The organism is Achromobacter pulmonis (genome assembly GCF_902859765.1).
GTDB classification, from domain to species: domain Bacteria; phylum Pseudomonadota; class Gammaproteobacteria; order Burkholderiales; family Burkholderiaceae_B; genus Achromobacter; species Achromobacter pulmonis.
In genome coordinates this window covers 236,331-262,291 of record NZ_CADIJV010000004.1, presented here as the reverse complement: position 1 = coordinate 262,291, position 25,961 = coordinate 236,331, and the positions used below count along the sequence as shown (strand labels likewise).

Here is a 25,961-nt window from a genome sequence, read left to right as displayed (position 1 = left end):
GGCGCCGGTGGCCGGCGTGCCGGCCGCACCGGTGTCGGCCGGCGGCAGGGGCGGGTCCGCCGGCGCAGGGGCGGTGCCGGTGTCCGGCGTGCCCGCCGCTCCGGTATCGGTAGGCGGGGCAGGTTGGTCGGCCCCGCCAGTCTCGGCGGATGGCGGCGTGGCGTCGGGCGGAATGGCGCCGCCGCCCACCTTCCTGTACGCCAGCTGCCATTTTTTCTGCGTGTCGGTGTTGACGATCTCGAGGTTGGGCACGTAGACCGTGAGCCCTTGCGTGATCGGACCCGGTTCGAAGTAGCCGTCCGCCGTCGCCACGGGCGCGGTCGCCAGCAGCAACGTGCCGCTGGCATCGTCCGGCACCGGATCCAGTGCCAGGAGCGTGAGGTCCAGGCGGTTGCCGCCGCCCTGCGCCAGGGTGGCAATATGAATGCTGTCGGTCTCCCCGGTTTGCGGCCGCGCGGTCAAGGCGAAATGCACGCCGCTGGCGATCAGGGTGTCGGTCTGCAGGGTATGCGGCGCCCAGTCCGCCTCCGGCTGAGACAATTGAACGCGGCCGCCTGTCGGCAATTGCAATGCGTCGAACTGGCGATCTTGTGTCAACTGCCAGGGGGCATCGTCGCGCAGACTGATGGCCCACCATTGCCGCTGATCCGCCTGCTGGCTGACCGCGAGGCCGCCAAGCCACGCCCCGGCGCCCTGGGCGGCGCCGGCGCCGTCGCCCGTTGCGTAAGCCTGCTCCAGCGCGAACAGGTCAACCGGCGTGGCGGCGGGGGCGCTGAGCAGCAGATCCTCTCTGGCCTGCGCGGCGCCGGTGGCGGCGCCGTCACCGAGCTGCGTGATCCGCAGCCGGTTGCCGCTGCCGCTCAGCCCGGCGTTGACGGTCAAGCGGTCATGATCGCCGCCGTAGGGATCGACCCGGAACACAAAGGTGCTATCCGAGGCGGCGATCGTATCGGCCGTCAGGCGGTAGGCGGGCCGGATTGCCGCGGCTGGCGCCGGATCCATGGCCAGGGAGGTGGCGGACGACGCGAGCGCCTGCGTCATGAATGCGTGTCGTGTCCGGCTGTCGTCGTCGAAGCCCAACTGTGCGTGGTTCGCCTGGAGTTGGCGCAGCGTGGAGTCTCCCGTGATGATCCAGCGGGCATGATCGTGCACCTGCATGCTGGCCCGTGCCGCATCCACGGTTCCGGCGTACTCGGTTTCCGGTGCGTCGGTTACGGCTGGCGCGCCGAGCGTGACGCGGCTGACGGCCAGGCTGGAGAGGTCGCCGAACGAATGGCTGCCCGGCGCCAGGTGCAGGCTTGCATTGTCGCCCGCCAAGGTGATGGCCTGGGTGAAGTAATGGGCCGGGCCCGCGGGCGCGCCGGCCAATGTCAGGGTGGCGCCGTCCGCCACCGTGACGGCGCCATCGCCATACCAGCCGCCGGATGCGTCGAGACGCGCGCCGGGGGCCAGGGTCAACGAAGCGCCGCTGAAGTGGCTGCGATCCGTCAGCGCCGCCTGATCGGAAACCACGGTGACGGCGCTGTCGCTGGCGTCGATGGCGCCAGCGAATTTCTCGCGGATTTCCAGCGTCGAGTTTTCCTTCAGCGTGATCTTTCCCTGGTAGCGGCTTTGGTCGGCATCGGTGGCGGCGATGGAGGCGCCGCTTTCCGGTTCCTGCGCCAATCGCCCGCCGTCGTTCCGGTTGATGTACAGCAGCGAGCTGCCCAGGATGACGCGCGCGCGGCGCGCATCGATGTCGCCCTGCAGGGTGGCGTTGCGCGCCAGGCGGAAGGTGGTGTCCGTCAGCGCCAGGCTCCCGACGGAAAATTGGCGCGATTCCCAATCCGGCTGGTCGAACGATACGGATTGCGTCCTCACGGAATCATCGCCGAGGTCGCGCAGCGCCTGTGCGACGTCCGGCGTGTTGATGGCATGGACGACGGGATGCCCCTGGAAAACCAGTTCGCCTTGCCGCGCGGTGAGGGTGTTGGCGCCGACGGCGATGTCGCCATCGGCGATAAGCACGGTGTTCGGCTGGTTGAGGATGGTGACGTCGATATTGTCTTTTATGGTTCCCGCGAAGATGAATTCCGTTTGGGTGGGGAAGTATTCCCGCTTGCGCTCGTTCGCCTTCTCCAGCGCGGCCGCCAGGTGCTGCCCGGCGTATTCCCAGTAGTCGTCGCTGGTTTGGGAAGCCAGGGAGGGAATGGTGGCAAAGCTGTTCTGCTTCAGGACGAAATAGCTCAGGCCGCGCTTGTACAGGTCGCCTCGCAAACCGGTGCCCGTCCGCTGCGGCATGATGATGTAGTCGGTGACTTCGTCGGGATCGACGGGGCTGAGGTTGACCGTCACGCTCGCCTTTTGCGCGGCGCGGTTGGTGATCGTGGCGCCATGGTCCCGGGCGTTGCCAGGCAATTGATTGAACGTGATGTCATTGCCGTTGATATCCAGGACGCCGCCGCGCGCGCCCCATTGGATGCGGTCCGGGTTGACCTGCCTGGCGTCGCCCAGCACGACTTCGGCCCGCCCGCTGGCAAGGGTGATGGCGTCGAATGCCTGGACGCGGCCGTCGGCATCCGGCTGTTGGGCCAGGATCACCTTGCCGTCGCCTACGCGCAGGCCGCCGGGGTTGAAGCCCGTGCCGCCGATGGTCAGGGTGCCAGCGCCTATCTTGTGCAGGTCGTCGCCGGATACGCCATTGATGTTCCACTGCACGTTGACGTCATTCTTCACGTCGATGCCGCCGCCTATCCAGGTCTGGTTCGTGTCGGGGGAAACGACGTAGTCGTTATGGAAGGTCAGCGCGCCCGCGCCCTGGTCAACGGCGTTTTTCAGCCGGATGTGGCCGCTACCGGTGCCGTCCGCCGTGCGAAAGGCGATGTTCTTTCCCGCATCCAGGCCAGGGAAGTCGAGCGCGCTGTTGCCGAGCGCAAAGGAGGCCGACTTTTTATAGCCGTGCATGGCGTAAGGGGCGCCAGTGGCCTGTTTCAGCGTGCCCGTGCCCTGCGCGCTGTCGAATGTCCAAGCCAAAACCCCGTCGCCCGCGGTGTGGATGACGTCCGGGTCGTTATCTTTGTTCATGACGCCGGCGATAAAGTCATCCGGCAGGTGCGACCAGTAAACGTAGCTACCTTGCTCGGACATGGCAAGATCCGCCGCCGTGCCGGCAAGCACCCATTGTTTTTTACGGGCATCCCAGGCGAACAAGGGGGACCCGCTGTCGCCTTGTTCCACGAATGAAGGCAGCAGACCCTTGTCTCCCTCGGCGATGACAAAGGTCTCATTCGACCATGTCGGCGTCACAATGCCACCGGTCGCCCATTTATACGCAAAGCCGAGATAGTATTCGCCGTCCTTGATGTGGTGGGCGGGGTCGGGATCGACATGTCCCATATTCACGCCTTTGTCCGGATCGGGGCCGACGAACTGAATACCCATGCCGACGCGGTAGAACAGTGGAAATTGCTGACGCTCCGCCTCTGTCCAGCGATCCTTGTCGTTTACGTCAAGCGCCGAGACCGCCGCTCGCGCGACCACGGATCTGGCGATGGGCGCCACATCGGTTACCAGTTTGTTTGTGCGGGTGATATCAAAATCCCATTCCTGGGTGTAATCGCGCACCGTATGATAATTGGGATGCAGGTCTCTCCTGACCTGGGTGTAGACCGTGCCGCCAAAGCGGGTTTCGTCGTGGTAGACGTTGTGCGCCACGCCAGCGGCATATTGGGGCGCGATCAGGGTTTCAATGGCCCGATCGTCGCTGACGCTGGAAAAATCGATGAACGGAATGGTGTCGCTCAAGCGGCCGCGCAGTTGGCCGGACTTGTCGTAGATGGGCAGGCCCAGAGCGCCGGGCTGGAAGGCCCCCTTGTTCTCGCTGAAATCGCGGTAGGTTTGGTAGGGAATGTCGATGCTGACGTAGCTGGCGCTGGCCGTGCCGCCAAACAGGGCTGCGGCCAGCAGCGGCAAGGCGGTCGCGAGCGTGCCGAGCGGGCCTTTCCGCCGCGCGCGGCGGGGTGCGCCGGTGGTCGAGCCCCGCCTGCGCGCGCCGCATACCTCGGATACCGCGACCAGCTGGTTTTGATGGTTGTACTTGAGCGAGTAGATCTTGTTCATGGTGGGGGACGTGCACCCAGGGGCAAGGAGGAGCCGCCGTCGCGGGTGTTCGACGTCGTTTCATAGGGCGGGGACGATGCCCGCCGCGCCGCCGCGCTTTCGGGGGGCGCGGCGAGCGGCGGCGGAAAGATCTCCTGGGCGGGATCTTCCGTCGTCTACGATGGAATGGGATTGGACTTGAGTTTGGCGGGGCCGGAGCCGCCAGTGTCGATAAATCGGACGGCTTCAGCGTGGCGGGATGTTCGCCATCGACGGCATTGCGCCGCTACGGGGGCGCGAGGGTCGGCCCGCCGCCAGCGGCGCCATCCTGTTGGTGTGGCGGGCCCGGCCCGCGCGGCCTACGCGGCCGCGCGCAGGCGGAAGCGGCGCACCACCTGCGCCAGCCGCTCCATGCCCGGGCCGATATGCTCGGCGCGGATCGAGGTGAAGCCGACCCGCAGGAAGTTGCGCGGCGCGCGGGCGGCTTCCATGAAGAACACCTGGCCCGGCTCCACCACCACGCCCTCGGCCAGCGCGGCCTGCGCCAGCTCGGTGGCGTCCAGCCATTCGGGACCCTTGAGCCAGCATGAGGACGAACCGGTGATGGGCACGGCGGTGAAGTCGGGCAGCCAGCGCGCCAGCGCGTCCGCCAGTTCGCCGCCGCGCTTCTGGTAGGCCTGCGACTGGCGCCGCAGCAGCGAATGGTGGTGGCCCAGGGAAATGAACAGCGAGAACGCGCGCTGGATGTAGGCGGACGGATGGCGCAGCATCAGGCGGCGCAGCGCCCGCAGTTCGGCGGTGAGTTCGCGCGGCGCGACGATGTAGCCGATGCGCAGCCCCGGCGCGAATGACTTGGCCAGGCTGCCGACATAGATCACGCGGCCGTCGCGGTCCAGGCTCTTGAGCGCCGGGATGGCGCCATCGCCCCAGCGGCTTTCGCTTTCGAAGTCGTCTTCGATGATCAGGCTGTCGGCCTGGCGCGCCAGTGTCAGCAGGGCCTCGCGCCGCGCCGGCGACAGCGTCACGGTGGTCGGACACTGGTGGCCGGGCGTGACGAACACGTAGTCGCAGCCGAGCAGGTGGGTGCCGGTGCGCAGGCCCTGGTCGTCCACCGGCAGCGGCAGCAGGTGGCGGGTATGGCTGGCGAAGATGTTGCGCGCATCCGGATAGCCGGGGTCTTCCATGCCGACCACGGTGTCCTCGTTGACCAGCAGGTCGGCCAGCAGGTAGAGCGCATGCTGCGCGCCGACGGTGATGACGATTTCCTCGGCGTCGGCCCACACGCCGCGGCGCGGCAGCACCTGGGTGCGGATCTGCTCGATCAGCGCGGGGTCGTCATGGGTGATGAGGTCGGGCGCCCAGCTGCGGATATCCAGCACCGACAAGGCCTTGATGCAGCATTCGCGCCAGTCGGCGGTGGGGAACAGGTCCTGGTCGAACTGGCCGTAGACGAAGGGATAGGGTTGCTTCTGCCAGTCGCGCGGCTTGACGATGTTGCGCTGGCGCGTGGGGCGAAAACGCAGCCGCTCGTCCCAGCGCACCGGGTCGGCCGGCGGCGCCGCGTCCGTGTCGGCCGCCGGCGGCGCGGAGCGGCCCTCCAGCACCCCGTCGTGGACGAAATGGCCGCTGCGCTCGCGCGATTCCAAATAGCCCTCGCTGACCAACTGCTGGTAGGCGAACACCACGGTGTTGCGGGCGATGCGCAACTGGTCGGCCAGATAGCGGCTGGACGGCACCGGCGCGCCCGGCGGCAGGTGGCCACTGAGAATCGCCGACACCAGCATCTGGCGCACGCGGCCCTGCAGGCTGAGATTGGGGGCGCTTTCCCGTTCGAACAGGCGTTCCCACAACACAGGCTTGAGCATCGAGGCCTGGCTGGACATGGCGGCTCCTTGTAGTGGCGGCGCGTCCCGGCCAGGCCGGCGCGCAGGAGCGGCCGGCACCGGGGACGCGATCCCAGGATAGAGGAGCCAGGTGGAGAAAAGGAATGCGGGATTGCCCTGCCGATGCGCCTGGCGCGGACGCATCGGCCCGAAAATGGAACGGCGGGCGTCCTAGATGCGTCCCTTCCACGGAATCGCGAATTTCTCCAGATACCGCACCAGCAGATCGAAGGCGAAGGCGAACACGCCGATCACGATGATGCCCATGATGACCGTGTCGCTGGCCAGGAACTGCGCCGCGTTCAGCACCATGAAGCCCAGTCCGCGGTCGGCCGCCACCATCTCGGCGGCCACCAGCGTGGTCCAGCCGACGCCGATGCCGATGCGCATGCCGGTGAAGATCTCCGGCATGGCGGCTTTCAGGATCACGTGCCAGACGATCTGCATGCGCGTGCCGCCCATGGCGTAGGCGGCGTGGATCTGCTCGATCGACACCGAGCGCACGCCGGCGCGCGCGGCGATGGCCATGGGCGCGAAGATGGCCAGGTAGATCAGCAGGATCTTGGGAAACTCGCCGATGCCGAACCAGATGATGATGAGCGGCAGGTAGGCCAGCGGCGGCAGCGGGCGGTAGAACTCGATCGGCGGATCGAAGATGCCGCGCGCGTAGCGGTTCACGCCCATCAGGATGCCGACCGGGATGGCGGTGGCGCAGGCCAGGAAGAAGGCCGAGAACACCCGCGTCAGGCTGGCCATGGCGTGCTCGGCCAGAGTCGAGTTGGCCACGCCTTCGGTCATGGCGGATACGAACTTGCCGTAGACCGCCTGCGGCGACGGCAGGAACAGCGGCTTGACCCAGCCGGCGTTGGTGGCCAGGAACCACAGCGCCAGCAGCGCGATGCTGGTGAGCAGGCTGATGTGGCCGCTGTAGCCGGCGCCCGGCGCGCCGTAGACCTTGCCGGGCGCGGCCGGCCGGCGGCGGCCCAGGCCGCTAGGCATGGACGGCCTGCGCGTCGGATGCGGCGAGTTCATCGCCGTAGATGATGCCGAGGACTTGCTCGCGCATGGCGATGAAGTCGGGACTCGATTTGATGCCGCGGCCATCGCGCGTCTCCAGGTAGCGCCGGTTGAAGTCCGGCTGGAAGGTGTGGGTGATGCGTCCCGGGCGCGGCGACATGACGATCAGCCGCGAGCCCAGGAACAGCGCCTCTTCCACGCTATGGGTGATGAAGAAGAACATCTTGCCGGTCTGGCGCCAGATATCCAGCAGCAGCTCCTGGATGGTCTCGCGCGTGAGCGCATCGAGCGCCGCCATCGGCTCGTCCATCAGCAGCATGGCCGGATCGCAGGTCAGGGCGCGGGCGATGCCCACGCGCTGCTGCATGCCGCCGGAAAGCTGGTAGATCATGTGGCGGTGGAAGTCCTTCAGGCCCACTAGTTCCAGGTTGCGGCGGGCGCGGGCGCGGCGCGTCTCCTTGTCCACGCCCTGCAGCTTGAGACCGAATTCGGTGTTCTCCAGTACGTTCAGCCAGGGCAGCAGGGCGTGCTTCTGGAACACCACGCCGCGGTCGGCGCCGGGGCCGGTGATGGGCCGGCCGCCCAGCGTGATGTCGCCCTCGGTGGGCGACAGGAAGCCGGCCAGCAGGCTCAGCAGCGTGGTCTTGCCGCAGCCCGAGGCGCCCAGGGCGACGACGAATTCGCCGGGTTCGATGGTCAGGTTGACGTCCTGCAGCGCGACCACCGGCCCGCTGTCGTGCAGCCCGGGGTAGGTGACGCTGACGTGGTCCGCGCGCAGGGCCTGCGCGGCGGGCGTGGCGGGTGAGGTCATGCGAGGTCCCCTTGCATGGTGCGTCGCCCGCGGCCAGGCGGGCGACGGGGCCGGGCGCGGCTTGCGGCGCGCCCGGCGTCTGGCCGCGGCTATTTGGCGGCCGCTTTGGCGTACTGGTCGGTGACGTGGGCGCTGTAGTCGTCCAGCGCCTTGTCGATCTGCTTCTGGTCTTTCAGGAATTTAGCGCTGGCGGCGAACGCGCGCGCCGCGCCCGACTCCTTGCCGCCGCCCAGCCATTCGGAAGAGGCCTGCTCCTGGGCGGTGGGAAAGGTCAGCAGCTTGAGCGCGGCGGCGACGTCATCGGGCTTGCCGCCGATCAGCTTGACGATACGCTTGACCTGGGCCGAGTCGGCGGTCCAGGCGGCCGGGTTGGCGCGGTAGGCGGCATACGACTTGGCCAGTACGGCGGTGAAGGCGGCCATGAACTTGGGATTCTTGGCCGCCCAGGCGCGGTCGACCACCAGGCCGTCGAAGGTCGGCACGCTGGCGCGGCCGATGGCTTCGGAATCGGCGATGACCTTGCCGGTTTTCTCGATCTCGGTCAACGCAGGCGGCCAGACGTAGGCGGCGTCGATGTCGCCGCGCTGCCAGGCGGCCACGATCTGCGGCGGTTGCATGTTCAGGATGCGTACCTCGCGCGGATTGATCTTCCAGACCTGCTCCAACCCCACCAGCAGGTGAAAGTGCGAGGTCGACACGAACGGCGTGGCCACGCGCTTGCCTTTCAGGTCGGCGGTGCTGTTGATGCCCGAGCCATTGCGCGCCACCAGCGCTTCGGACTTGCCGATGTTGTCCAGGACCCAGAACAATTGCAGGTCGACGCCGCGGGTGGCGGCCGAGGTGATGCCGGTGGAGCCGAGCACGCCGACCGGCACGTTGCCCGAGGCCAGCGCGGTGGAAATGTCGCCGCCGGAGGTGAACTGGCGCCAGTCGACCTGGTAACCGGCGTCTTTCAGGGCGGCATCGAAGCTGCCGTCGGCGATGGCGGAGAGGAAGGGCCCGACGATGAGCTGGTAGCCCACGGTCAGGCGGGTCTCGGCATGGACGGGCGCGGCCAGCACGGTGGCGGCCAGGCCGGCCAGGATGCCGCGGCGGATGAGGCGGTATAAGGCGTTCATGGTGATCTCCCGTAGAGAATGGGCCGCGCCCCGACGCGACCGGCTTGTGCCGGTGCGGCCTGTGGTGCCAGTTTGCCCGGATCGGGCCACAGCGCTAGGGCCAGATGCCGTATTCGGTAGGAGCCACAGGGCGCAGCGCCCAGGGGCTGTCCCGCGCGGCCACGCCTGGCGGGGGATGGCCATTCCTGGCGCGGGACGCCGATGCAGCGGCGTGCGCTAGAGCCTGAAATGGCGCCGCAGGGTGTGTTCCAGCAGATCGGCGGCCGGGTCGGCCGGCGATGCGGCGGCGCGCAATAGAACGATTTCATGCGCCGCGATGGCCGGCAGTCCATCGAGCACGCGCATCGCGCCGGTGATCCGCGAGCGATCGATCAGGCTCACGGCCAGGCCGGACTCGACGCACGCCGCCACCGCCTGGCTCGACGGACTGCTCAGGACCACCCGCCAGGCCTGGCCGGCGCGGTCCAAGGCGGTCGTCATTGCCTCCCGGTAAGGGCAATGCGCCGCATGCAGCGCCAAGGGCAGGGGATCGGGCAACGGCGTTCCCAGCCCGGCGCCGCCTGCCCATACCGGCGTGGTCAGGGTCAGCGCCCGCCCGTCCGGCCGCTTGGCCATCGCCTGCGCCGCCAGCGCCAGATGCAGGCGACCGCGCTCGACCTGATCACGCAAGGCCAGGCTGGGCGCCGTCGTCACTTCCAGCACGACGCCCGGCCATTGCGCCGCGAACAGCGGCAGGATGTCGCGGATGACGTGGGCAGCGTACTCGTCGGGCAGGCCCAGCTTGATGCGCCCGGCCAGCGCCGTCCCCTGGATGCCGCCCAGTACCCGGTCGTGGACGCGCAGCAGCTCGGCCGTGCTGCCCAGCACGCGCTGGCCCAATGGCGTCAGCGTCACCGATTGGTTGTCGCGCTCGAGCAGCCGGCCACCGGCCAGGGCTTCCAGCCGCTGGATGTGCATGCTGACGGCCGCCGGGCTGCGGTGGACCTGTTCCGCGGCGGCGCGGAATTGGCCCAGCCGGGCCACGGCATGGAAGGTGCGCAGCAGGTCGATATCCAGGGATGGGTTCATGGTTTCGATTTTGTGAACAAGATGGCAAATATATTTTGATTTATTTGATTATGGCCAGGCGTTAAGGTCAAGGCCATGAAGACGCCGACCATGATCCATCCCGCCCCGTCCTGCCGCGCGACCGGCAACGCCACATCTGAGCCCTCCGTCGTCCGGCGCGCGTCGGTGGCTGCCGTGCCACTGCTGGCGCTGGAGGCCGCGCTGGTCGTGACCTGGAGTTCGGGGTTCGTCGGGACGCGCTTTTCCATCGATCACGCCCCGGTCTTCTTGGTGGTGTTCTGGCGTTGCGTGGTGGTGACGCTGGCGTTGCTGCCCTGGGTGGCTGGGCAGTTGCGGCGCGCGCCGCTGGCGGTGTTGTTGCGTCATGCCGGCATCGGCCTGCTGGCGATGGCCGGCTACCTGGCGGGCGTGTCCAAGGGCATTGAGTACGGCGTGCCCGCGGGCCTGGCGGCGCTGATCGCCGACCTGTTGCCGATCGGCACCGCGCTGCTGGGCGCGGGACTGCTTGGCCAGCGCCTGGACAAGCGCGTCTGGCTGGGATTGATGCTGGGATTACTCGGCGTGATCCTGGTGACGCAGGATGCCCTGGCCTGGGGCGAGACACCCCTGTGGAGCTACGGTCTGCCGCTGCTGGGCATGCTGTCGCTGGCGCTGGCGACCTTGTGGCAGAAGCGGGCCGATTCACCCGCTGCCCTGGGCTTGCTGGCCAATCTGTGGCTGCAGTGCGCCATTTCGGCCTTGGCCTTCGCCGCGCTGGCGGGCAGGGAAGGCAGCTTGCTGCCGGTTCCCAGCCCGGGGTTCGCGCTGAGCGTGCTGTGGACGGCGGTGCTGTCCACGCTGGGCGGCTATGGCCTGTATTGGATCTGCCTGCGACGCTCGTCGCCGACCCGTGTCGCCAGCGTGCTGTACCTGAGTCCCGCGGTCACCCTGTTGTGGGCCTGGGCCATGTTCGATGAGCCGTTGTCCTGGTTGATGCTGCTGGGCACGGGGGTGTCGGGTTGCGGCATCTGGATGGTCGTGCGCGGCGAACGGCGCTAGCGCTCCCTTCGCGCCATCGAGGGCGGCGCAAACCGCCCTTGCCTGGGGGATGCGGGGCGCGCTTCAGCGGATCAGGCTGAGGAATTCCGCGCGGGTCGAGGGATTCTCGTGGAATTCGCCCAGCATCACCGACGTGACCATGGACGAATTCTGCTTTTCGACGCCGCGCATCATCATGCACATGTACTGCGCCTCGATCACCACGGCCACGCCGGCCGCGCCGGTGACCGATTGCACCGCCTCGGCCACCTGGCGGCTGAGGTTTTCCTGGATCTGCAGGCGGCGGGCGTACATCTCGACGATGCGCGCCACCTTGGACAGGCCCAGCACTTTGCCATTGGGCAGGTAGGCCACGTGCGCCTTGCCGATGAAAGGCAGCATGTGGTGCTCACAGAGCGAATACAGCTCGATGTTCTTGACCAGCACAATCTCGCGCGTGTCGGACGTGAACAGCGCGCCGTTGACGATTTCGTCCAGGTTCTGGTGGTAGCCGCGGCACAGGTGGCGCATGGCCTTGGCCGCGCGCGCCGGCGTGTCGGCCAGGCCTTCGCGGGACGGATCTTCCCCCAGGGCTTCGAGAATGGCGGTGTAGTGATTTTCCAATGACATGGGAACTCCTGGGGGCTGCGCGCCGGCAACGGCGATGAACACGCAAGTCTACCCCAGCGCCGGGCCGTTCCGCAGCCGCGGTTGCCCGGCCAGCGTCCGGCCGCCAGCGGGGGCAGCCGGCGCCGGGTCAGACGCCGCGATTCTCGACCGCGTACTTGATCAGTTCGGCCTGGCCGTCGATGCCCAGCTTGCGCTTGATGTTCAGCCGGTGAGTTTCGACGGTGCGCACCGACAGGCCCAGCGCCTGGGCGATCTGCTTGTTGGCGTGGCCGCTGGCGATGTGGCGCAGCACGTCGCGCTCGCGCTGCGTCAGCAGGGTGGCGGGGGCGCTGGCCTGCGACAGGCGCAGCGACACGGCGGCGCTGAAGTAATTGCGGCCGGTCATGACGGTATCGATGGCGGCCAGGATCTCCTGGGCCGGCTCGTCCTTGAGCAGGTAGCCGCGCGCGCCGGCGCGCACCGCCTGCAGCATGTATTCGGGGTTGTCGTGCATCGACAGCACCAGCACCGCGATCTGTGGATAGCGCTCGTGCAATTGCGCGGTCAGTTCCAGGCCGCCCACGCCCGGCATGTTCAGGTCCATCAGCACCAGCTGCGGCAGGGCGCCGCCCTGCGGGTCCTCGGCGACGCAGGCCTGCAGGAAGGCGAGGGCGGCGGCGGCGTTGCCGGCCTCGCCCACCACCTGCAGGTGCGGCACGGTTTCCAGGCGCAGGCGCAGGCCGTCGCGCACCAGCGGGTGGTCGTCGATCAGCAGCAATCGGATGGGGGAGCCAGGGTCGGTCATACGGAGGGGGAAGCGTCGGAAGAGGGGGCTGGCGGCAAGGGCAGCCAGGCCTGCAGGGTGGTGCCCTGGTTGGAGGTGTGGAAGCTGAGGCTGCCGGACAGCGCCGTCATGCGTTCGCGCATGTTGCGCAGGCCGATGCCGCCGCGCGGGTCCTGCTGCACCGCGGCGTAGTCGAAGCCGCGGCCGTCGTCGTGAATGGTCAGGCGCAGTTCGCGCTCGGCGTAGGTCAGCGTCAGGTCGGCGTGGCGGGCGCCGGCGTGGCGCACCACGTTGGTGAGCGCCTCCTGGGTGACGCGGAACAGGGCGGTGGCGTAGGCCTCGGGCAGTTTCACCGGCCGGCCCTGGGTGGACAGGCGCACGGCCAGCGGCGCGGCGCCGTGCTGGCTGGCGCTGGCGAATTCGCGGCCCAGGTGTTCCAGCGCGGCCGGCAGGCCCAGGTCGTCCAGCAGCGCGGGGCGCAGGTTGTGCGAGATGCGGCGTACCTCGCCCACGGCGCTATTGAGGCGGTCGAGCGCGCCGCCCAACGGGGTGTCGATGTGCGCCAGCGCGCGCGGCTCGGCCCCCAGGGCCTGGCGCAGGCGGTCGCGGGCGGCTTCGAGAGCCAGCTTGCCCGACACCAGCACCTGGCTGATGCCGTCGTGCAGCTCGCGCGACAGGCGCGCGCGTTCGTCTTCCTGCGAGCGCACCAGTTGCTGGGCCATCAGCCGCAGCTTGGCGTCGGATTGGCGATGGTCGCTGATATTGAGCGCCAGCCCGCAGGCCGCCACGCCCAGGATCGAGACCGCCGCGATACCGGCGACCCAGGCGAACATGTTGCGGATGTTGGCCTGGGCGGCGGCGTCGATGTGCGCCAGCGCCTGCTCGACGTCGTCCAGGTAGATGCCGGTGCCGAGCATCCAGCCCCAGCGTTCCAGCACCACCACGTAGCCGAGCTTTTCGACGGTCTGGTGGGTCGAGGGCTTTTCCCAGAGATAGTGAACCGCCTGGCCCTGGCTGCCGCCGTGGCGGGCGGCGGCCAGCAGGTTCTGGATCACCGGCTGTCCCCGGGTGTCGCGCAGGTTCCAGAGCTCCTGGCCGACCAGTTCGGGCTGGCGCGGATGCATCAGATTCTTGCCGCGCAGGTCGTAGACGAAGAAATAGCCGTCGTGGCCGAATTCCATCTGCGCCAGCAGCGCCAGCGCGCGCTCGCGCGCGGCGTCGCCATCGCTGGCGTCCTGCAGCGGGGCGATGGCGCTGTAGGCCAGGCTGACGTAGTGGCGCAGTTCGCTTTCCTTGCTGCCGAGCCAGGCGTTTTCCACTACTTCTTTCTCGCGCTGGGCCAATTGCAGGCCCTGCACGTACACCGCCACGGCGATGGCCGCCAGCGCCACCAGCAGGGGGACGGCGGCCAGCAAGAGGATTTTGAGGCGCAGCTTCATCAGGGGATTTGTATCAGCGCGAGGCGCGCGTGTTGCGATGCATCAAGGAAGAAAGGCCGCCGCCCTGCAAGCGGGCGCGCGATCGATTTTACGATCCCGGCCTTGAATATGCTGCGGCGCATTCCGTAGTACCACGTAGGGGACTTGCGTAGTTCCGCGCTTGTTGCGCCTGGGGCAAACCGAAATACTAACGCCCGCGTCGACCGGACGCCGTGCGGACGCCTGCGTCCGCCACCCTACAACAATGAGTCTGCCTACCCGCGGGACGAAAAAAACGTTTCACGCCAAAAGCAGGGCGGGAGGCTAGAGGAGCACTTATGCAAACCAGCAGTAAGGGACTGGGTCAGCACCTGGTCTGGCTGGCGGTTGCGGTATTGGGCGCGTTCGCGCTCGGCACCGTGGCGCTGGCCAGAGGGGAGACCGTCAACGCGCTATGGGTGGTGATCGCCGCCGTCTGCGTGTACTTGATCGCATACCGGTATTACAGCCGCTTCATCGCCAACAAGGTGTTCCGCCTTGACCCGACGCGCATGACGCCGGCCTGGAAGTACAACGACGGCCTGGACTACGTGCCGACCAACAAGCACGTGCTGTTCGGCCACCACTTCGCCGCCATCGCCGGCGCCGGCCCGCTGGTCGGCCCCGTGCTGGCCGCGCAGATGGGCTACCTGCCCGGCATGCTGTGGATCCTGGCCGGCGTGGTGTTTGCCGGCGCGGTGCAGGACTTCACCATCCTGTTCATCTCGACGCGCCGCGACGGCCGTTCGCTGGGCGACCTGGTCAAGTCCGAGCTGGGCAAGATCCCGGGCGTGATCGCGCTGTTCGGCGCCTTCATGATCATGGTCATCATCCTGGCGGTGCTGGCGCTGATCGTGGTCAAGGCCCTGACGCACTCGCCGTGGGGCACGTTCACGGTGGCCGTGACCATTCCCATCGCGCTCTTCATGGGCGTATACCTGCGCTACATCCGCCCGGGCAAGATCGGCGAAGTGTCGGTCATCGGCTTCGTCGGCCTGATGGCCGCCATCGTGTTCGGCCAGGACGTGGCTGCGCATCCGGTCATCGGCCCGATGTTCGACTTCGACGGCAAGGGCCTGACCTGGATCCTGATCATCTACGGCTTCATCGCCTCGGTGCTGCCGGTGTGGCTGCTGCTGGCGCCGCGCGACTATCTGTCGACCTTCCTGAAGATCGGCACCATCGTCGGCCTGGCCATCGGCATCGTGGTGGTCGCGCCCGAGCTGAAAATGCCGGCGCTGACCCAATTCGTGGACGGCACCGGCCCGGTGTGGTCGGGCAACCTGTTCCCGTTCCTGTTCATCACCATCGCCTGCGGCGCGGTGTCGGGCTTCCATGCCCTGATCTCGTCGGGCACCACGCCCAAGCTGATCGAGAACGAAACCCAGGCCCGCTACATCGGTTACGGCGGCATGCTGATGGAATCGTTCGTCGCCATCATGGCGCTGGTGGCCGCTTGCGTGATCGAGCCGGGCATCTATTACGCCATGAACAGCCCGGCGGCCGTCATCGGCACCACGCCTGACCAGGTGGCCCAGGTGGTGTCCAGCTGGGGCTTCGTGGTGACGCCGGCCGACCTGGTGCAGACCGCCAAGGACGTGGGCGAAAGCACCATCATCTCGCGCGCCGGCGGCGCGCCGACCCTGGCCGTGGGTATGGCGCACATCTTGCACCAGGCCATCGGCGGCCCCAGCATGATGGCGTTCTGGTACCACTTCGCCATCCTGTTCGAGGCGCTGTTCATCCTGACGGCGGTGGATGCCGGCACCCGCGCCGGCCGCTTCATGCTGCAGGACCTGCTGGGCACCTTCGCGCCGTCGCTCAAGCGCACCGAGTCGCTGCCGGCCAACCTGATCGCCACCGGCCTGTGCGTGGCGGCCTGGGGCTACTTCCTGTACCAGGGCGTGGTCGATCCGCTGGGCGGCATCAACACACTGTGGCCGCTGTTCGGCATCGCCAACCAGATGCTGGCCGCGATCGCGCTGACCCTGGGCACCGTGGTGCTGTTCAAGATGAAGCGCGATCGCTACGCCTGGGTCACCGTGCTGCCCACGCTGTGGCTGCTGGCGTGCACCCTGACCGCCGGCTGGCAGAAGCTGTTCCACGCCGACCCCAAGGTCAGCTTCCTGTCGCACGCGGCCAAGTACACCGCCGCGATCGCCGAAGGCAAGGTGCTGGCTCCGGCCAAGTCGCTGGCGGAAATGTCGCGCGTGGTGCTGAACGACTACATCAACGCCGGCCTGTGCGCGATCTTCATGTTCGTGGTGGTCAGCATCGTGGTGTTCGGCATCCGTTCGGTGCAGCGCGCCCGCGCCGAGAACCAGCCGAGCGCGCGCGAAACGCCCTACGAAACCCTGCCGGCCGCCGCGGCCGCCGGCGCGGACTGAGGCCGGGAGGCGCCGCCATGCTGTTTTCCAACATGACCTCGGCGGCCGGCGCCGCCGGCCGCTATCTCGGCCAGACGCTGCGGTTGATGGTCGGGGTGCCAGACTACGAGACCTACGTCGAGCACATGCGGCGCACCCATCCGGACCAGGAGCCGATGAGCTACGAGGCGTTCTTCCGCGAGCGCCAGGATGCCCGCTACGGCGGCAAGAAGCGCATCGGCTGCTGCTGACGGGGAAGGGCGAGGAATCAATCCGGCCGCGCGCTTTGCCATCGGGCAAGCCGCGCGGCCTGACCGGCGCCGCGCCGTCACGGACCGGCCACGCCAGGCCTGGCCCGACATGATCGTTTGATTAATTCATTTGATTGAATTAATCTGCGCGCTCCTCTATTGCTCTGAAGGAGCACCGCTCATGACCCTGCCCCCCGCCCCTCTGTCGCTGGCGGAACGCGACCGGCGCTGGACCCTGGCCCGCGCCATCATGCGGGCCGAGGGCCTGGATGCCCTGGTGGTCTATGGCGACCGCGAAGCGGCCGCGCCCGCCGGCTTTTCACCCGATTGCTATTTCAGTAACGACCGTCCCGGATCGCTGGTCGTGTTCATCGGCGACGAGCCCCCGCGGGTCTACACCTTTGCCTCGCTGATGATCGCCGACCACATCCAGGCGGCGTTGCGCGGCGATCTCCAATGGATCGCGCCGGAACAGCTCTATGTCGGCAAGACCGGCCGGGATGTCGGCGGCTGGCTGGCCGAACGCGGGCTGGATGGCCGGCGCGTCGGTGTGATCGGCCTGGAGCCCTATCCGCCGTTCTATTTCGATGGCGCGCTGCCGGCCCGCACCCTGCAAGGCATGGCGCAGGCGCTGCCCAAGGCCGAATTCGTCCCCGTCTACAAGGCGTTCTTCCGCCTGGCCTCGGTCAAGAGCGAAGAGGAGCTGGGCCTGATCCGCCGCGCCGCTGATATCGGCGAGGCCATGAGCGAGGCCCTGCGCGCCACGGCCAGGCCGGGCGTCAGCGAAGCCGACCTGGTGGCCGCCGTCACCGCCACCTGCTTCGCGCTTGGCGGCTACACCGCCGAAGTGCTGCTGGGCACCGGGCCGGAGTATGTCGGCTGGGGGCCGCCCGCCTGGCAATACCGTTCGCAGCAGCCCCGAGTGCTGCGCGAGGGCGACATCGTGCTGTCGGAACTGTTCGCGCTGTATGGCCTGATGGAAACCCAGCACCAGGCCGCCGTTGCCATCGGCGAAGTCCATCCGGACTTCGAGCGCGCCGCCGCAGTGGCCCGCGCCGGCTACGACGCCGGGCTGGCGGCGCTGCGCGCCGGCAATACCTTCGGCGATCTGGTCGACGCCATGGAAGCGCCCCTGCTGGCCGCCGGCGGCTGGCATGTGCACCCCCTGGTCCACAGCATCAACCCGTACGGGCCGGTGGGTTTCGGCAGCGCGCCAGGCATAGAATTGCTGCCGGAGGCGGTCCGCTATCCGCAACTGCGGCCCTTGCCCACCGTGGGGCGGGACCTGCCCCTGCAAGCCGGCATGTGCTTCGCATTCGAGCCCAATTGCGGTTTCGGCCGCCATTTGGCGAATATCGGCGGCACCGTGATCGTGGGCGAAACAGGCGGCATCGCGCTGAACGAAAACTCGACCCGGCTGATGCGCGCGGACGGCTAGTGTGCCGGCGCCAGCCCTGCTATCCTGGCGCGCGGCCGGGCACTGCCCCGGCCGCGCCGACGATACAGGAAGCAAGACCTCCCATGCAGACAACGTCCACTGAATCCCCCGCTGCCGAACGCGGCCTGGACACGCGCGAGCGGCTGCTGCGCGCCGGATTGGCGCTGTTCAGCCAGCTCGGCCTGGACGGCGTGCGCACACGCCAGCTGGCCGACGCCGCCGGCGTCAACCAATCCGCCATTCCCTACCACTTCGGTGGCAAGGAAGGGGTCTACGCCGCCGTGCTGGAACAGACGGCGCACGACATCGCCGCGCGCCTGGCCTGGCCCGAAACGCCGCCGGCCACGCCCAGGGAGGCCGCCACGCAATTGCGGGCGCTCATGCGGGACTTCGCCACGGCCTTGCTGGATTCCGACGCGTCCGCCGCCCGCAGCCTGCTGCTGGCGCGCGAACAACTGCAACCCACGCCCCGATTCGAAGCCATCCATGCCGCCCTGTTCATGCCGCTGCACGAAGCGGTCACCTGCCGGGTCGCGGCCCTGCGGCGCGAACCGCCCGGCGGGCGCGACAGCATCCTGCGCGCGCATGCAATCCTGGGGCAGGCCATCGTTTTTGCGGTGGCGCGCGAAGCCCTGCTGCGGCGCCTGGACACCAGGCGCCTGACGCCGGACACGGTCGCGGAGATCGCCGAGATGGTGGGCGCAACCGCCCTGGCGGCGGCGCGCGACTAACGGGCCGACCGCGCGCGCTTGTCGGCGGCCAGCACCAGCGGCACGGCGCAGGCCGCGCACAGCGCCATCGCCAGGAAGCCGCCCGGCGCATGGCTGCGATACAGCGCGCCGCCGAGCTGGATGCTGCCGAACATGAACACACCGCCCGAGAGCAGCGCATACAGCGCGATCGCCGAGGTCTTGCAGGCCGCCGGCACGCGCCGGGCGATGTACCACATGATGGCGGCGTTGTTGCCCGCCAGCGTGAAGCACTGCAGCAGTTGCAGCGCGGCGATCCAGGCCGGGTCGGTGGTGGCCGCCAGGCCGGTCCAGCGCAGCGCCGTCATGGCGGCCGAAACCAGGATCAGCCATTGCGCGCCGACCCGCGCCAGCACTTTCGGCGCCAGGAAGAAGAACAGCACCTCGCTGGCCACGCCCACCGCCCACAGCATCGAGATCAGGGCCGGGGACAGGCCGCGATCGGTCCAGTAGAGCGTGGAGTACGAATACAGGAAGCCGTTGCTGGCCTGCACCAGCGAGGCGGCGCCGATGCACAGCAATAGCGGCCGGTCGCGCAGGATCTCGCGCATCGGCAGCCGCACGCGCGCGGCCGGGGCCTCGCCGGGCGCGGGACGGGCCGCCCGCGGCAGCAGGCGCACGCAGGCCAGGCAGGCCACGATGAGCAGCATCGACAGCCACATCACCCAGTCGGTGTCGAAGGTCTTGATCAGGTAGCCGCCGGCCACGGTCACCAGCGCGAAGCCAAGCGATCCGCAGGCGCGGATGAGGGTGTACGAGTGGCCCTGGCCGCGCCCGCTGGCGATCGCCATGCGATCGAGCAGCGGCAGCACCGCCGGGAACACCGCGTTCAGCAGCAGCGTGATGCCGAACAGCCAGGCCGGCGCCTGGCTGAAGGGATAGCACAGGAACAGCAGCAGCGAGGCGGCCAGTGCGGCGAAGATCAGGCCGTGCGCGCCGCCGCGCTGGTCGGCCACGTGCGCTACCACCGGCGTGGACAGGATCTTGGGCAGGAACGAGGTCGCCACGATCAGGCCGATCAGCGCCGGATCGAGGCCGCGGCCGGCGAACCACAAGGGAAGAAAGGGGATGCTGACGCCCTGCAAGCCGTAGTACAGGAAGTAGAACCCATGCAGGGCGATGGCGCCTTGCCGGGCGTCGGGGTTGCCGCGCATAACGATGTGACGGAAGGGGGGCGGTGGGAAAGCGCCGTAGCATACTCCTTCGGCCGGACCGCGCCGCGCGGCGGCCGTCACCAGGGCAGGGGCGCGGCTTCGCCGTTGGCGTGTTCGCCGTAGTAGATCGACGGCAGGAAGCGCGACAGGTAGGTGAACTCGGTATAGCAGTGGCGCAGCAGGTTCAGCCCCAGCACGTCGGGAACGTCCTGCTCCGGCTGCTCGCTCGACAGGCCCAGGTAGAAGCGGCTGCGCAGCACGCAGCCGAAAGGCGTGTCGCGCGCCAGGTGGATCATCTGGCCGTCCAGCGGGTCGCCGGCGGCATCGAGCCGGATGCGGTCGCCAAAGCCGATGCGGGCGTAGACGGCGGCGGACACGTCCTGGCTGCCCTGCGCCGCGCGCAGGCGGATGGCATCGAAGGCTTCGTCGGGGGCGTGGAATTTCAGCTTCGCGGCCACCGGCGGCAGGTCGGCCAGCGATTCCACCGCATGGATCGAAGCGCCGATATAGCTTTCGCCGCGGCGCCAGGCGCCGTCCCAGCCGCGATGCTCGACGTGGTCGCGCGGATGCCACCAGCGGATGTGCTGCGTGGTCTGGAAGAACTTGAACCACCAATCGACCATGCGGCCCTTGCAGCCGTGCAGGTCGGTGCGCGCGGCCACCACCAGGCCGCCGCCGGGCAGCCGCTTGATGCCGGTTTCCAGCGGCAGCGGCGCGGGGTCGAGCAGGCTGTCCATGTCGGCGGCGATGTGCGCCGCATCGGGATGAGGGGAGGTCAAGGCGTGGCTCCGGGAAAAGGGGGGAGAAGCGGATTCTACAATAAAGAAACGATGTCCGTTTCTAAAATATGGGCTGCGTGTAAGATCGCACCTCAACCACAGGAGCATTGCCCGACCATGGCATCGTCGCCCCCGCCGCGTCCGCGCGGCCGTCCCGCCCGGCCTGACGCCGAATTGCGCGCCGGAATCCTGGAGGCCGCCACCTGGCTGCTGTTGAACGAGGGTTATGCCGCCGCCACGCTGGAGGCGGTGGCCCGGCGCGCCGGTATGGCCAAGAAGACCGTCTACCGCTTCGCCGCCAACCGCGAAGACCTGGTGGCGCAGGTGGTGCGCGGCTGGACCGACAGCTTCGAGCCGGTGATGGCGCAGGAGGTCGGCAGCGCGGCCGAGGTGCTGCCGGCCCTGGCGCGGGTCTTGCAGGCGATCGCCGACCGCGCCCTGTCGGCCGAGGCCGTCGGCATGTTCCGGCTGCTGACCGCCGACTTTCCGGCGCGCGCGGCGCTGCTGGCGCTTTACCAGGAAAACGGCATCGAGCGCGGCACCGCGATGCTGGCCGCGTGGTTCGAGACCCTGGCCGCGCGCGGGTTGATTTACATCAAGCAACCGCGTCAGACCGCCGGCCTGCTGCTGGCCATGACCATCGCCGAACCGCTGCGGCAGATGGCGCTGGGCCTGGCCGCGCCGCTGCCGCAAAGCTCCATCGCCGATCGCATCCAGGCTTGCGTGGCGCTGTTCTCCGGGCAGGAAGCGGTCTTCGGGATACGGCCGCACTAGTGCCGCCATTCCTCCGGGGCGACGGCGGCGTTCAGCCTGGCGCCAGCCGCACGCGGCCATTGGCAAAGCGTGGAGACGGAATTACCCTGGGATCTCGCGGCGCGACCGATCGCGCCGCGTGCGTGTTTTCCGAATCATTTCCAGGAGCTGCGATTCATGGCCAAGAAACTGAATGCGAAGACCGTCAAGGTGGCAAAGACGCTGCGCAAGCGCCCATTGGCGACCCCCACCGACCTGGCTGCCGCCGCCACCCGCGATATCTCCGCGGTGTTGAACCAGGTGCTGGCCGACGTGTTCGCGCTGTACCTGAAGACCAAGAACTTTCATTGGCATGTCAGCGGGCCGCATTTTCGCGACTACCACCTGCTGCTGGATGAGCAGGGCGATCAGTTGTTCGCCATGACCGATCCCATCGCCGAGCGCATTCGCAAGATCGGCGGCACCACGATGCGTTCCATCGGCCATATTTCGCGCACCCAGCGCATCAGTGACAATGACGCCGACTACGTGCAGCCGCTGGACATGCTGGCCGAGCTGCGCGAAGACAACAAGACCCTGGCGGCGACGCTGCGCGAAGCCCATAACGTCACCGACGAACACCGCGACATCGCCAGCTCCAGCCTGATCGAGAACTGGATCGACGAGACCGAGCGGCGCACCTGGTTCCTGTTCGAGGCCAGCCGGCAGGGCGACGGCACCGGCCATTGAGCGGCGCCGGGCGCGCCGGCCGGGGCCTGGGCGGCGCCATGCGCCGTGGGCGGACGCGGCCTCAGCCGTCGCGTCCGAACCCGCCGCTGGCCCATTCCTGGGCGCGTTGCACGTTCAGCTTGTAGGTCGGCGCCACGTGGATGCGGGCCAGTTGTTCGCCCGCGTCATCGTAGGCGCTCAGCACGGCATAGGGCTCGTCATCGTCGGGCACGATATCCAGCTTGACGGTCAGGCGGCCGTCGGCGCCGTCGATCTTCACGCTCTTGTGCAGCGTGGCGTGCAATTGCTGTTCGTGGCGGCGCAGGACTTCGTTGGCCGTCTTGACCAGCGTGGAAAAGGCGGGCCCGTCCAGCGGCTTGGGGTTCTTCTTGTCGCGGCCCATGGTCCACGGGCCCACCAGGGCCGGTTCGGACTGTCCATCCAGCGTCATTTCGACGGCCCAGCCGTCGTCGTCTTCGTTCTTGATGATGCGGGCGGTCCAGCCATCGTCACGCCAGAGCGTGGCTTCCTTGCGGTGTCCGGCGGCGTCGGTGTCCGGCGTGTGGGTGTCATTCACTGCGGTGCTTTTCCTGGATGCGTTCGTCCGCGGCGGCATGGGCCGCGGACCTCTATGGCGGCGGTTGCCGCCAGTCCCCCGCACTGTAGCGCACTGCGGGCGAGGCTTCATGGCGCGCCCGCCGCCGGCGGGGCCGCGCGCGCCGCCTTGGCGCCCGCGGCCCCGCTGCGCAACTAGAAGCGCAGCGCCAGCTTGAGCTGGCCCGACTGCTGGCGGTTGCCGCCGCCGAACTGGGCGTCATAGGCCACGCCCACGGTGGTGTTGCGCGTGATCGCCATCTCGGCGCCGAGCCCGGCCACGGCGGCGTTTCGCGCGATCGGCACGCCCCGCACCGAGAACGTGCTGCCGCCGTCGAAGGCCAGTTCCTGGCTGGGCGTGACGTCGCCCATGGCGTGGCGCCAGCCGAGCGAGGCGGTCAGGCGGCCCGGCGCGCCGTGGGAGTCGAATTGCCACGAACCGCGCAGTCCCAGCGTGGTGCTGGTGACGTCGTCGGTGCGGCCCTTGCCGCGCAGGGCCGCGCTGCCGCCCGATTCCTCGAAGCCGTGCGTGCGCAGTTGGTTCCAGGCCACGCCGGCAAAGGGTTCGATGGCATAGGCCTCGCCCAGCGGCAGGTGGTAGCCGAGTTCGGAGAACACCTGCGTCGACGCCGCGTGATACGACGACTTGAGCTGCTGGTTCAGGCCGCCGGCGGCGACGTCGCGCCGGGTGTCGATGTTGTGCCAGGTGTACGCGGCGCCGGCCATGAAGCGCACGTGGCCGGGACCGGCCGCGATGTTGCGGCCGCCGAACAGGGTCGCGGTATAGCTGTCGACATCGCTGCGCGACGCAGCCTCGGCGATGCTGTTGTGGCTGCCGGTGTAGCCGAGCGCGCCGCCCAGGCGCCAGCCGCCGCCGACCGCGCCGTCGCCGCCGACGAAGAGGCCGCCGGCCGATTGCTTGATGCGGGAGGCGTTGCCGTCGCCGTCGAACGTGCTCCAGTTGCCGAACGCCTGCGCCCAGACCGGCGCGGCGCCGCTTTGCGGCAAGGCGTCGGCCGAGGGCGAGCCCAACTGGGCCGTGGGCTGGCCCGCGCGCAGGGGCGCGTCGAGGTTGCCGCGCAGATGTTCCAGCGGCAGCGCGCGCACGGTGTCGGCCTGGCCCTGCAGTACCGTGGCGGTGCTGGCGTGGGCTTCGCCGGCCAGCAACTTCAGGGCCGAGCGGGCCTGGTCGGCCGTCATGGCGAGCACCGCCGTGGTCACCTGGCGGGCGCCGCTGTCGCGGGCCGAGCCGCTGCCGCTGTCGAGCACCGGCGAGCCGCTGCCGCTGGCGGGCGGGTCTTCCTTGTCCAGCGCATCGCCCACGCTGCTCTCGTTGCCGCCGCTGCCGATGCTGCCGATCGGCACGTCGTTGCGCGTCAGGGTCATGAAGGCGTTGTTGGCGTCGTAGCTGAGCGTGGGCGTCAGGAAGGCATAGGCGCTGGAGGCGCCGGCGAAGTGGCCCTGAATGCCGCCGTCGGCCGTCAGGATGTTGTAGGTGGCGCGCGGCGCATAGTTGCCGGCCGGGCCCACGTGCGCCACGGTGCCGTCCAGGGTGGCGATACCGGTGACGTGGATGCGGTCGCTGGCGCTGCTGGCCGGATCGGCGTGCACGCGATAGACGGTGTCGGCGCCGAAGGCGAGGTTGCCGTTCACCGTCAGCGTGCCGATGGGCGAGCCGTCGTTGCCCGGCGAGATGACGGCGGTGGGGTAGAGGGTGGTGGCGCCGACCTGGCCCACGCCCGCCAGCACGACTTCGCGGCCGATGTCCAGGGGGCCGTTCAACTTGCCGTCGATTTCCAGGGCGCCGTCGGCGATCAGGATGGGGCCGCTCAGGCCGCTGCTGTCGGCGGTCAGGATCAACGAGCCGGGGCCGGTCTTGACGAAGCCCTGGGTGCCTTGCAACGGGTTGTGGATGGTGTCGACGAACTGGCCCGAGGCGTAAGTGCCGTCACCGACCACCAGGGCCGGCGGATTGCCGCCGCTGCCCACCAGCGTGATGGGCGCGCCTTGCAGGGTGTAGCGGTCGGTGGCGAACTGGATGCCCGAGACCCGCACCGCACCGGCGCCGCCATCGACCGTGACGGTGCCGGCCGCGCCCGTGAAAATGGCGTAGCCGCCATCGGGCAGGGCGCCACTGGCGTTGGCCGGGCTGTTCCAGTTGCCGCTGGCGGCGCTCCAGGTGCCGTCGCCGCCGCCGGCGCGCGTCGCCGAGGCGGCGCCATTGCCGTTCCACAGGTTGGTGGTGGCCGGGCCCAGGATCACGTTGATCTGTTTGTCGCCGGTCAGCGACTGGATCGTGGCCGCGGGCACCGAGTCGCCGCTGACCGTGCCCAGTGTCAAACCGTTGCCGCTCAGCGTGCCGCCGTACGACAGGATGCGGTAATAGCCCGCGTTCACTCCCAGCGTGTTGACCGATACGTTCAGCGTCGTGTTGTTCAGGGCGACGTTGCCGGCCACGGTGAGGTTGTCGCCGGTGCCCGGCTGGGTGATCGGCAGGCCGGCGTAGCCGGTCTCGAAGTCGAACACGGCGTTGTTCAGGGACAGGTCGCCCTTGACGACGATATTGCCGTTGGACACGCCGGTCGGCGTGCCGACAGGATAGCCGGGGGCGACGCGCGCGCCGGTCACGTCGAGATTGCCGTCGATGGTGCCGAAGCCCGAGACGGTGCCGTTCGCGGTCGCGTTGACATTGCCGCCGAGAGTGACGCCGGCGCCGCCGCCGTTGCCGCCCACCACCAGGGTGCCGCCGTTGACGTCAACGCCGCCGGGAAAGGCGGCCGAGCCGTCGATCACCTGCGTGTTGCCGGGGCCGACGGTCAGGTCGGCGGCCATGGCGGCGCCGCAGCAGGAGGTACTCAGTGCGACCGTGGCCGTCAGCCACGGGTTGGTGCGATAAATCAAGACTGGGGTCCTTTTTGTCTCGGCCCGCCATCCGGCTTCCATACGGCGCGAACGGCGCAGACCGTGCCGCCGTGCGTTGAAATACTTTGTATGGAATGGAGGGGGCGGTGGAAAAAGGACGCAATTTATACCCGCTTTTTTGCAAACAAAAAAATCATCGAAAAGATACCATCCAAATCGACGAATTTTGCCGGTATGGATACCAACCACATTGATTTCATTGGGGATTTGGATACCGGCCAGATTATCAAAATGGCGGGAATTGATACATTCGATATTATTTTCCAGGCGATTGAAAATACGGCTTTCCGATTTTGGAAATGGCGCGGTTTTTATTATTGGCCGGTGCCTGGAAATGGCCGCGCGGCATTATGGCCGCGCCGCCCGGCGCGACGAATGCGGACCGGCGCACGCGGCCCTGGCACGC

20 protein-coding genes are annotated in these 25,961 nt (G+C 68.5%); 7 read left to right on the top strand and 13 right to left on the bottom strand.

Features of this window, described 5'->3' with window-relative positions; all coding sequences use genetic code 11:
- From HV701_RS06170 to HV701_RS06145, 6 genes are all read right to left on the bottom strand, one after another.
- Positions 1–4,098: S6 family peptidase (locus HV701_RS06170; protein ID WP_217467951.1), on the bottom strand; the 4,098-nt coding region annotated here is incomplete at its 3' end.
- Positions 4,099–4,436: 338 nt separating this feature from the next.
- Positions 4,437–5,960, bottom strand: coding sequence for a MocR-like pyridoxine biosynthesis transcription factor PdxR (gene pdxR / locus HV701_RS06165; RefSeq protein ID WP_175132178.1), 1,524 nt, complete (start codon positions 5,958–5,960; stop codon positions 4,437–4,439).
- A gap of 171 nt (positions 5,961–6,131) precedes the next feature.
- A complete protein-coding gene (locus HV701_RS06160; protein WP_175132177.1) occupies positions 6,132–6,959 on the bottom strand; it encodes an ABC transporter permease subunit in 828 nt (275 codons plus the stop codon).
- Positions 6,952–7,788 carry a taurine ABC transporter ATP-binding protein gene (locus tag HV701_RS06155; protein WP_175132176.1) on the bottom strand — a complete coding sequence of 279 codons (837 nt, stop codon included), beginning with the start codon at positions 7,786–7,788 and terminating at the stop codon, positions 6,952–6,954. The genes HV701_RS06160 and HV701_RS06155 overlap by 8 nt, the downstream gene beginning before the upstream one ends.
- An 89-nt stretch (positions 7,789–7,877) precedes the next feature.
- On the bottom strand, positions 7,878–8,906 hold the full coding sequence (gene tauA, locus HV701_RS06150) for a taurine ABC transporter substrate-binding protein (protein ID WP_175132175.1): 1,029 nt from the start codon (positions 8,904–8,906) through the stop codon (positions 7,878–7,880).
- 216 nt (positions 8,907–9,122) lie between these two features.
- Entirely contained in the window at positions 9,123–9,974 is an 852-nt protein-coding gene (locus tag HV701_RS06145) for a LysR family transcriptional regulator (RefSeq protein WP_175132174.1), read from the bottom strand.
- A gap of 75 nt (positions 9,975–10,049) precedes the next feature.
- On the opposite strand from HV701_RS06145, the gene HV701_RS06140 reads away from it, so the two are divergent.
- Positions 10,050–11,012: a DMT family transporter gene (locus HV701_RS06140; RefSeq protein ID WP_236756718.1), complete on the top strand. Its 963-nt coding sequence runs from the start codon at positions 10,050–10,052 to the stop codon at positions 11,010–11,012.
- A gap of 63 nt (positions 11,013–11,075) precedes the next feature.
- Here HV701_RS06140 and folE read toward each other — a convergent pair whose 3' ends face one another.
- From folE to HV701_RS06125, 3 genes are all read right to left on the bottom strand, one after another.
- Positions 11,076–11,621 carry a GTP cyclohydrolase I FolE gene (gene folE, locus HV701_RS06135; RefSeq protein ID WP_175132173.1) on the bottom strand — a complete coding sequence of 182 codons (546 nt, stop codon included), beginning with the start codon at positions 11,619–11,621 and terminating at the stop codon, positions 11,076–11,078.
- A gap of 127 nt (positions 11,622–11,748) precedes the next feature.
- Positions 11,749–12,405: a response regulator gene (locus HV701_RS06130; protein WP_175132172.1), complete on the bottom strand. Its 657-nt coding sequence runs from the start codon at positions 12,403–12,405 to the stop codon at positions 11,749–11,751.
- Positions 12,402–13,823, bottom strand: a complete 1,422-nt coding sequence (locus HV701_RS06125; protein WP_175132171.1) for a cache domain-containing protein — start codon at positions 13,821–13,823, stop codon at positions 12,402–12,404. Before HV701_RS06125 ends, HV701_RS06130 begins: the two co-directional genes overlap by 4 nt.
- A 317-nt stretch (positions 13,824–14,140) precedes the next feature.
- Here HV701_RS06125 and HV701_RS06120 point away from each other — a divergent pair, with 317 nt between their 5' ends.
- The 4 genes from HV701_RS06120 (at position 14,141) to HV701_RS06105 (ending at position 18,627) form a co-directional block, all read left to right on the top strand.
- The gene (locus tag HV701_RS06120; RefSeq protein WP_175132170.1) at positions 14,141–16,228 is read left to right on the top strand and encodes a carbon starvation CstA family protein; all 2,088 of its coding nucleotides are present in this window, start codon (positions 14,141–14,143) and stop codon (positions 16,226–16,228) included.
- Positions 16,229–16,245: 17 nt separating this feature from the next.
- A complete protein-coding gene (locus HV701_RS06115; protein WP_006219198.1) occupies positions 16,246–16,458 on the top strand; it encodes a YbdD/YjiX family protein in 213 nt (70 codons plus the stop codon).
- Between the two features lie 181 nt (positions 16,459–16,639).
- Positions 16,640–17,896: a M24 family metallopeptidase gene (locus HV701_RS06110; protein WP_175132169.1), complete on the top strand. Its 1,257-nt coding sequence runs from the start codon at positions 16,640–16,642 to the stop codon at positions 17,894–17,896.
- Positions 17,897–17,979: 83 nt separating this feature from the next.
- A complete protein-coding gene (locus HV701_RS06105; RefSeq protein WP_175132168.1) occupies positions 17,980–18,627 on the top strand; it encodes a CerR family C-terminal domain-containing protein in 648 nt (215 codons plus the stop codon).
- On the opposite strand, the gene HV701_RS06100 is transcribed toward HV701_RS06105, so the two are convergent.
- Positions 18,624–19,799, bottom strand: coding sequence for an MFS transporter (locus HV701_RS06100; protein WP_175132167.1), 1,176 nt, complete (start codon positions 19,797–19,799; stop codon positions 18,624–18,626). The genes HV701_RS06105 and HV701_RS06100 overlap by 4 nt on opposite strands.
- A 77-nt stretch (positions 19,800–19,876) precedes the next feature.
- Positions 19,877–20,536, bottom strand: coding sequence for a DAPG hydrolase family protein (locus HV701_RS06095; RefSeq protein ID WP_175132200.1), 660 nt, complete (start codon positions 20,534–20,536; stop codon positions 19,877–19,879).
- A 159-nt stretch (positions 20,537–20,695) separates the two neighbouring features.
- On the opposite strand from HV701_RS06095, the gene HV701_RS06090 reads away from it, so the two are divergent.
- Positions 20,696–21,352 carry a TetR/AcrR family transcriptional regulator gene (locus HV701_RS06090; protein WP_175132166.1) on the top strand — a complete coding sequence of 219 codons (657 nt, stop codon included), beginning with the start codon at positions 20,696–20,698 and terminating at the stop codon, positions 21,350–21,352.
- A gap of 156 nt (positions 21,353–21,508) precedes the next feature.
- Complete coding sequence (locus tag HV701_RS06085; RefSeq protein ID WP_175132165.1) at positions 21,509–22,060, top strand: Dps family protein; 552 nt, start codon at positions 21,509–21,511, stop codon at positions 22,058–22,060.
- Between the two features lie 61 nt (positions 22,061–22,121).
- Here the strand turns inward: HV701_RS06085 and HV701_RS06080 are convergent, their stop codons facing one another.
- A complete protein-coding gene (locus HV701_RS06080; RefSeq protein WP_175132164.1) occupies positions 22,122–22,616 on the bottom strand; it encodes a hypothetical protein in 495 nt (164 codons plus the stop codon).
- 173 nt (positions 22,617–22,789) lie between these two features.
- Positions 22,790–25,534, bottom strand: coding sequence for an autotransporter family protein (locus tag HV701_RS06075; protein ID WP_175132163.1), 2,745 nt, complete (start codon positions 25,532–25,534; stop codon positions 22,790–22,792).
- Positions 25,535–25,961: the final 427 nt, after the last annotated feature.